This is a genomic window from Amycolatopsis sp. NPDC005232, assembly GCF_040607795.1.
Lineage (GTDB): Bacteria > Actinomycetota > Actinomycetes > Mycobacteriales > Pseudonocardiaceae > Amycolatopsis.
The window spans coordinates 90,799-96,939 of sequence record NZ_JBEXHL010000034.1 but is presented as its reverse complement, the minus strand read 5'-3'; the positions used below and the strand labels follow the sequence as shown (position 1 = coordinate 96,939).

Sequence of the window (6,141 nt, the reverse complement as noted above, 5' to 3'; positions counted from 1 at the left end):
CCGTTCTTCATCGGTCAACGACACTGGCGGCAGCTTCGAACTCGGCACCCTCACACTCTAACCACTGGCCACGAAATTACGACTCAGGACACTAGTTCCTGAGGCGGCGACGTCCCCGGCCGGGTGCCGCGACCATCCGGCCGGAGTCGTCGGACTCAACGGGTCAGGCGGCCAGCGCCAGCCCGCCGTCCACAGCGAGGACCTGGCCGGTGAGCCAGGCCGAGTGCGGGTCGGCCAGCCGGACGATCCAGGCGGCGACGTCCTCCGGCTGACCACGGCGGCCCAGCGGGATGCGCTCGGCCTCGGCGGCCTTGACGCGGTCGACCTCCTCCGGTGACAGGCCTGCCGACACCAGCGCTTCGCTCTCCGTCGGCCCGGGAGCGACCGCGTTGACGCGCACTCCGTCGGGCGCCAGCTCGAGTGCCCAGCTGCGCGTGAGGGATTCGACGGCCGCCTTCGAGGCGCCGTAGTGGGCCGCGCCGGCCAGCGGGCGGTGGCCGAAGGTGCTGGAGACGTTGACGATGGCGCCCCGGCTTTCCCGCAACGGCTTCAGCGCGGCGCGCGCGAGCAGGCTGGGGGCGACGACGTTGACGGCGAACAGGCGCTCGACACCCTCGGCGGTGGTGTCGGCGAGCGGCATCCCGGTGAAGATGCCGGCGTTGTTGACCAGCACGTCGAGCCGGCCCCAGCGGTGCAGTGCGGCGTCCACAACGGACTCCGCGGCCCCGGTTCGCGCCAGGTCGGCCGCGTGGACCTCGATCGCCGGATGCCGGGCGGCGGTCTCGGCGAGGGCTTCGGCCCGCCGGCCGACGACGAGGACTTTCGCCCCCGCGTGCGCGAACGCCTCGGCGCTCGCGCGGCCGATGCCCGATCCGGCACCGGTGACGATCACGACGTGTCCGGACAGGTCGCTCGACGTCGGGTCCACGGGTTCACTCCTTCGTTCGATGTTCTGCGAACGTCGAACGTAGCACGTTGTTCGGCCATCGTAGAATGACGGGCGACACTCCCCCGACGAACGGATCCGCATGAGGCACCCGACGCCCCCGCCGGCGCCCGAGGACATGAAGCTGGCCGAGGTGCTCTCCGCGTTGAGTGACTCCGTCCGCCTCGGCCTGGTGCGCCAGCTCGCCGACGGCGCAGAACGCAAGTGGGGCGACCTGCGCGCGCCCGTCGCCAAGTCCACGCTCAGCCACCACCTGAAGACCCTCCGCGGCGCCGGCGTCACCGAAACCCGCGAAGACGGCACCCGTTGCTTCGTCACTCTCCGCCGTGGCGCGCTTGACCAGCGGTTTCCCGGCCTCCTGGACGCGGTACTGAAGGCCGCCGACGAAGAACAGATCGGCGAAGCGCCCGCGCTCGACAGGACCGCCCCGCGCCCCTAGCCTGACTAGAGCGATCGCTCTAGCGGGAGGCGCCATGCCGACGATCGAACTGTCCGCCGGGCCGATCGACTACGTCGACACCGGCGGCCCCGGACCTGTGGTCGTGTTCACGCACGGCTTTCCGATGAACGAGACGCAGTGGCGCAAGGTCGTCCCGCTGCTGGCCGGCTACCGCTGCGTGCTGCCGACGCTCCCCCTCGGCGCCCACCGCAAACCGATGCGGCGCGACGCGGACCTCTCCCAGCGCGGCCAGGCGCTGCTGCTCGCCGAGTTCCTGGAACGCCTCGGCCTCGCCGACGTCACCCTCGTCCTCAACGACTGGGGCGGCCCGCAGTTCCTCGTGTCCGAAGGCCGCGCCGACCGCGTCGGCCGCCTGGTGCTCGTCGCGTGCGAGGCGTTCGACAACTTCCCGCCGCCACCCGCCCGGCCGCTGGCGCGGCTGGCCGAAGTTCCCGGCGGCGTCTGGCTCCTCATGCGACTGTTGCGCACGAAGTTCTTCCGCCACAACGAAAAGACTTACGGCGGCCTCGCCAAGCACGGCATCCCCGACACCGTGCTCGACGACTGGTTCGCCCCGGCCACCCGCGACCGCGCCATCCGCCGCGACCTCGCCAAGTTCGCCGTCTCGACGCCAAACCGCGACGTCCTGCTGCGGTGGACGGCGCGGCTCTCCGACTTCGACCGCCCCGTGCTGGTCGTGTGGGCGCCGGAGGACCGCATGATGCCGGTGTCCCACGGCCGCCGCCTGGCGGAAATCTTCCCGGGCGGCCGGCTCGTCGAGATCGCCGACTCGTGGACGCTCGTCCCCGAGGATCGGCCGGATCGCCTGGCCGAAGTACTGCGGGAGTTCCTGCCCGCGGCTGTCTGAGTCGCTACTGCTGATGCGGCCGTTGCTGCTGCTGGTATCCCGGCGGCGGTTGCTGAAACCCTCCCGGCGGCGGGAATCCCGGCTGCTGCTGGTATCCCTGCTGCTGCTGATACCCCGGCGGCTCCTGGTATCCAGGCTGCGGCGCGAATCCCGGCTGTTGCTGGTACGCCGGCGCCGGCGCGAATCCCGGCGGCGGAGCGAAGGCGGACTGCTGCCCGGTCACAGGCTGGGAAACCGGGCCGGACCCCTGGTTGGCCCTGCGCCGGATCGCGACCACCAGCCGCCAACCGCACGCGGCCGCGATCCCCGCGCCGATCCCGAACGTGACCCACCGGCCGCCGCCCTTGAAGGTGTTCGCGTCGTCGATCGACTCCTGCAGTTTCTCTTCGTAGGTCTCGCTCGACGTCACGCCGTACTGGGTCCTGTCGCAGGTCTGCCCCGGCCGCATCTCGTCGCCGCCGCACAGCACCTTGCCGGACGACCCGGTGCCGAACACGCCGAGCGCCATCAACCCCAGCCCGAACAGCAGGCCGACAGACCACCAAACCACGCTTTTCATTCATCCCCCGCTGCGTCATATCGGATAGCGAGGCACATCAGACCACAAATCGAACTGTGACGCACAGGCTTCCGACGTAACTTCCGAAAGAGTCAACCCGCCCGTGTCCGTTTCGGTCCCTCCACACGGGGTAAGCCGCGAAGGAACGCAGAGACGACGAAGGGAGCCCCATGAGCACCATCACCGAGTTCGTCGACGTGCACGCACCGGTTTCCGCGGCGTACAACCAGTGGACGCAGTTCGAGTCGTTCCCGCGCTTCATGGACGGCGTTGAGGAAGTGCGCCAGGTCGACGACACGCACACGCACTGGAAGATCGCGCTGGGCGGGGTCACGCGGGAGTTCGACGCGACGATCACCGAGCAGCACCCCGACGAGCGCGTGGCGTGGGCGTCGGACTCCGGGCCGACGCACGCCGGCGTGATCACGTTCCACCGGCTCGACGACGAGACCACCCGGGTGACGGCCCAGATGGAGCTGGACCCCGACGGCTTCGCCGAGACTGCGGCCGACAAGCTCGGCATCCTCGACCGGCGGGTCAAGGGCGACATGCAGCGGTTCAAGACGTTCATCGAACACCGCGACGGCCGCGAAACCGGCACGTGGCGCGGTGACGTCGCTCCCCCGCCGCAGCGCTGACCCGGTTTCACCGCCCGTGCGCGGTGGTAACCGTGAGGCAGGAAGGGAGCCACCCATGACTGCCGACGAGAAGCAGTTGGACGAGCAGCTCGAGGAAGTGCGCCACGCGATCAGCGAGGCCAAGGACGCCGCTCAGGAAGCCCGCGACTCGCGCCCGGACGCCATGGGCGCCGGGTCAGGGTCGGCGGATCCCGGCGAGCGGGAGGAGGACTCATAATGAGCGACCCGGAAAAGCACGAAGAACGCGACGATCCCTACGGCGAATCCGCCGAGGCGCAGCGCGAGACCGTCCGCGGCGAACAGGGCACCTCGCAGGACCCGCACGACGACACCGACCCGCAGTCGGGCTCCTGACCGGTTTCACCTGCGCCGCAACGGGTATCCGCCGCTCACGAGCGAAGGAGGAGCCGTGCCTGACGAAACCTGGAGCGACAAGCGCGAGCGCCAGTACGAGCACATCAAGTCGGCGCAGAAAGACCGCGGCGCCAGCACTTCGCGGGCCGAGGAGATCGCCGCCCGCACGGTGAACAAGAACCGCGCCCGCTCCGGCGAGTCCCGCACCGCGAGCAAGACCTCGATCCGCGACAAGAGCCCGCAGCAGCGCGGCGGGGAACGCAGCGGCAAGGGCCTCGGGCCGGGCGGGCCGACCAGGGATCAGCTGTACAACGAGGCCAGGCAGCGCAACATCAAGGGCCGCTCGAGCATGACTAAGAAGGAACTGCAAAAAGCCCTGGGTCGCTGACTCCCGCCCTGGGCCCGATCCCGTCGGCGGCCCCCTGCCGACGGGATCGGCGCGTCCACTCTGGACTTTTTTCGCCTGGCGAGGGAGGCGGACCGTGAACAGCCGGCTGATCGCCGTCGCCATCGACTGCCGCAACGCCGAGGCACTGGCCGAGTTCTGGCGCGAGGCCCTGGACTACCCGGCCACCGAACGCTGGACCGACCACCACGGGCTGACCTACGTCGAGCTCAAGGCACCCGGCCGGGCGTCGCTGCTGTTCCAGCCCGTGCCCGAGGGCAAGACCGTCAAGAACCGGCTGCACCTCGACGTCGCGCCCACCACCGTCGAGCAGCGCGACGAGGTCGAACGCCTCGTCACCCTCGGCGCGAAGATCCTCGACGACCCGGACGACGAGCACTGGATCGTCCTGGCCGACCCCGAGGGCAACGAGTTCTGTGTCCTGCCGCGGCGCTGACCTCGGCCGGGTTCCGACGCGAGTACCGAGGAGGGTCCATGCAGCGCGAACGACAGCCGGTCCTGGAAACGACCGACCCGAGGCAGTCCGCCGAACCCCCGCAGTTCACCGAGGTGCACTACCGGTTGTGGGCCCGCTTCGCCGGCCCCGCGTGGCTGCGCCGCCTCCTCGGCGATCGCAACGGCCTCCGCCTCGACGCAGACGGCTTGTACGTGCGCCTCGGCCCCTGGCTCGTCACGACGCCACTGGACAACCTCGCCGGCGCCCGGGTCACCGGGCCCTACCGCTCGTGGCGCGCGCTCGGCCCGCACCTGTCCCTCGCCGACCGCGGCCTCACCCTCGGCACGACCACCGAACGCGGCGTCTGCCTCGGCTTCCGCGGGCCGGTCCGCGGGCTCGACCCGTGGGGCCTGGTCCGCCACCCCGGCCTGACCGTGACGGTCGACGAGCCGGAGCTCGTCGCCGAGGTCGTCAACCGCGTCGCCGACCGCTGAATGGAGCGTCACCCGTGACCAAGGCCCAGGAAGCCTTCGACAGCACCGGCGAGCGCCCCGAGGTCACGATCGCGCGGGTCAACAACCACGGGAAGTGACACTTCACCCGGGCGCTTGACCCCCTTCGGATTGGGTACCCGACGGGGCGATGACGCTGGGAGCACAGCCATGAGCACCGATGACCTCGTCTCCGTCCTCGCCGAGGACCACCTGGGGTTGAGCAGGATCTGCACTGCCCCACCCGGCGATCGCCGACCGAACACCCCCGAACGCGCTGCTGCGAACGGGGCCGGGGTTCGTCGACCGCGTCCGGGCGGTGCTGACCTCCGTCCGCTGAGGACGGTGCGCTACCGGCTTCGAACCGGAGGAACCCGCGAATGACCACAGTGGAGGACGTGCTGGCCGAGTACGGCACCACCCACGCCGAGCAGGCCGGCATCAAGCTCGCCGACAAGCCGCAGCCGCTGTACCAGCTGCTCGTCCTCACCACGCTGATGTCGGCGCGCATCGGCTCCGACATCGCCGTGGCCGCGGCGAAGGAGCTGTGGCAGGCGGGCTGGCGGACCCCGAAGGCCATGCGGGACTCCGAATGGACCGACCGCGTCCACGCGCTGGGGCGCGGCCGTTACGTGCGCTACGACGAGAGCACCGCCCGTTACCTCGTGGACAGCGCGGAGGTCCTGCACGAGCGCTACCAGGACGACCTGCGCAATCTCGCCGAAGCCGCCGGCCGCTCGCCGGAACGGCTGGAGAAGCTGGTCACTGAGTTGCCCCGCATCGGTCCGACCGGCGCGCAGATCTTCTGCCAGGAGGTCCAGGCCGTGTGGCCGTGGGTGCGTCCGTACTTCGACAAACGGGCGCTGGCCGGGGCGAAGAAGGCCGGGCTGCCGGCCGATCCCGAGAAGCTCGCGGGCCTCGTGGCCGGCGACGACGTGGCCCGGCTCGCCGGCGCCCTCGTGCAGGTGAACATCCACGCCAAGAAGGACTGAGAACCGACGCTG

Annotated in this window: 11 protein-coding genes; 9 read left to right on the top strand and 2 right to left on the bottom strand. The window is 70.5% G+C overall.

Annotation, left to right across the window (positions count from 1 at the left end; translation table 11 throughout):
- Positions 1-163: 163 nt before the first annotated feature.
- Positions 164-928 carry an SDR family oxidoreductase gene (locus ABZU76_RS41470; protein WP_354880731.1) on the bottom strand — a complete coding sequence of 255 codons (765 nt, stop codon included), beginning with the start codon at positions 926-928 and terminating at the stop codon, positions 164-166.
- 100 nt (positions 929-1,028) lie between these two features.
- On the opposite strand from ABZU76_RS41470, the gene ABZU76_RS41465 reads away from it, so the two are divergent.
- Entirely contained in the window at positions 1,029-1,385 is a 357-nt protein-coding gene (locus ABZU76_RS41465) for an ArsR family transcriptional regulator (RefSeq protein WP_354880728.1), read from the top strand.
- Between the two features lie 34 nt (positions 1,386-1,419).
- Positions 1,420-2,253: an alpha/beta hydrolase gene (locus tag ABZU76_RS41460; RefSeq protein ID WP_354880725.1), complete on the top strand. Its 834-nt coding sequence runs from the start codon at positions 1,420-1,422 to the stop codon at positions 2,251-2,253.
- Between the two features lie 4 nt (positions 2,254-2,257).
- Here the strand turns inward: ABZU76_RS41460 and ABZU76_RS41455 are convergent, their stop codons facing one another.
- Complete coding sequence (locus tag ABZU76_RS41455) at positions 2,258-2,761, bottom strand: hypothetical protein (RefSeq protein WP_354880722.1); 504 nt, start codon at positions 2,759-2,761, stop codon at positions 2,258-2,260.
- A gap of 221 nt (positions 2,762-2,982) precedes the next feature.
- On the opposite strand from ABZU76_RS41455, the gene ABZU76_RS41450 reads away from it, so the two are divergent.
- The 7 genes from ABZU76_RS41450 to ABZU76_RS41420 all read left to right on the top strand — a co-directional run bounded on the left by ABZU76_RS41450 (position 2,983) and on the right by ABZU76_RS41420 (position 6,129).
- Positions 2,983-3,450, top strand: coding sequence for an SRPBCC family protein (locus tag ABZU76_RS41450; protein ID WP_354880719.1), 468 nt, complete (start codon positions 2,983-2,985; stop codon positions 3,448-3,450).
- A 55-nt stretch (positions 3,451-3,505) separates the two neighbouring features.
- Positions 3,506-3,667, top strand: a complete 162-nt coding sequence (locus ABZU76_RS41445) for a hypothetical protein (RefSeq protein ID WP_354880717.1) — start codon at positions 3,506-3,508, stop codon at positions 3,665-3,667.
- Complete coding sequence (locus ABZU76_RS41440; protein ID WP_220241051.1) at positions 3,667-3,804, top strand: hypothetical protein; 138 nt, start codon at positions 3,667-3,669, stop codon at positions 3,802-3,804. Before ABZU76_RS41445 ends, ABZU76_RS41440 begins: the two co-directional genes overlap by 1 nt.
- A 55-nt stretch (positions 3,805-3,859) precedes the next feature.
- Complete coding sequence (locus ABZU76_RS41435; protein WP_354880714.1) at positions 3,860-4,192, top strand: plasmid stabilization protein; 333 nt, start codon at positions 3,860-3,862, stop codon at positions 4,190-4,192.
- Between the two features lie 94 nt (positions 4,193-4,286).
- Complete coding sequence (locus tag ABZU76_RS41430; protein ID WP_354880711.1) at positions 4,287-4,646, top strand: VOC family protein; 360 nt, start codon at positions 4,287-4,289, stop codon at positions 4,644-4,646.
- Positions 4,647-4,684: 38 nt separating this feature from the next.
- On the top strand, positions 4,685-5,140 hold the full coding sequence (locus ABZU76_RS41425) for a hypothetical protein (protein WP_354880708.1): 456 nt from the start codon (positions 4,685-4,687) through the stop codon (positions 5,138-5,140).
- 377 nt (positions 5,141-5,517) lie between these two features.
- Positions 5,518-6,129 (top strand): endonuclease, encoded by a 612-nt coding sequence (locus tag ABZU76_RS41420; RefSeq protein WP_354880705.1) that lies wholly within the window; start codon positions 5,518-5,520, stop codon positions 6,127-6,129.
- Positions 6,130-6,141 lie beyond the last annotated feature (12 nt).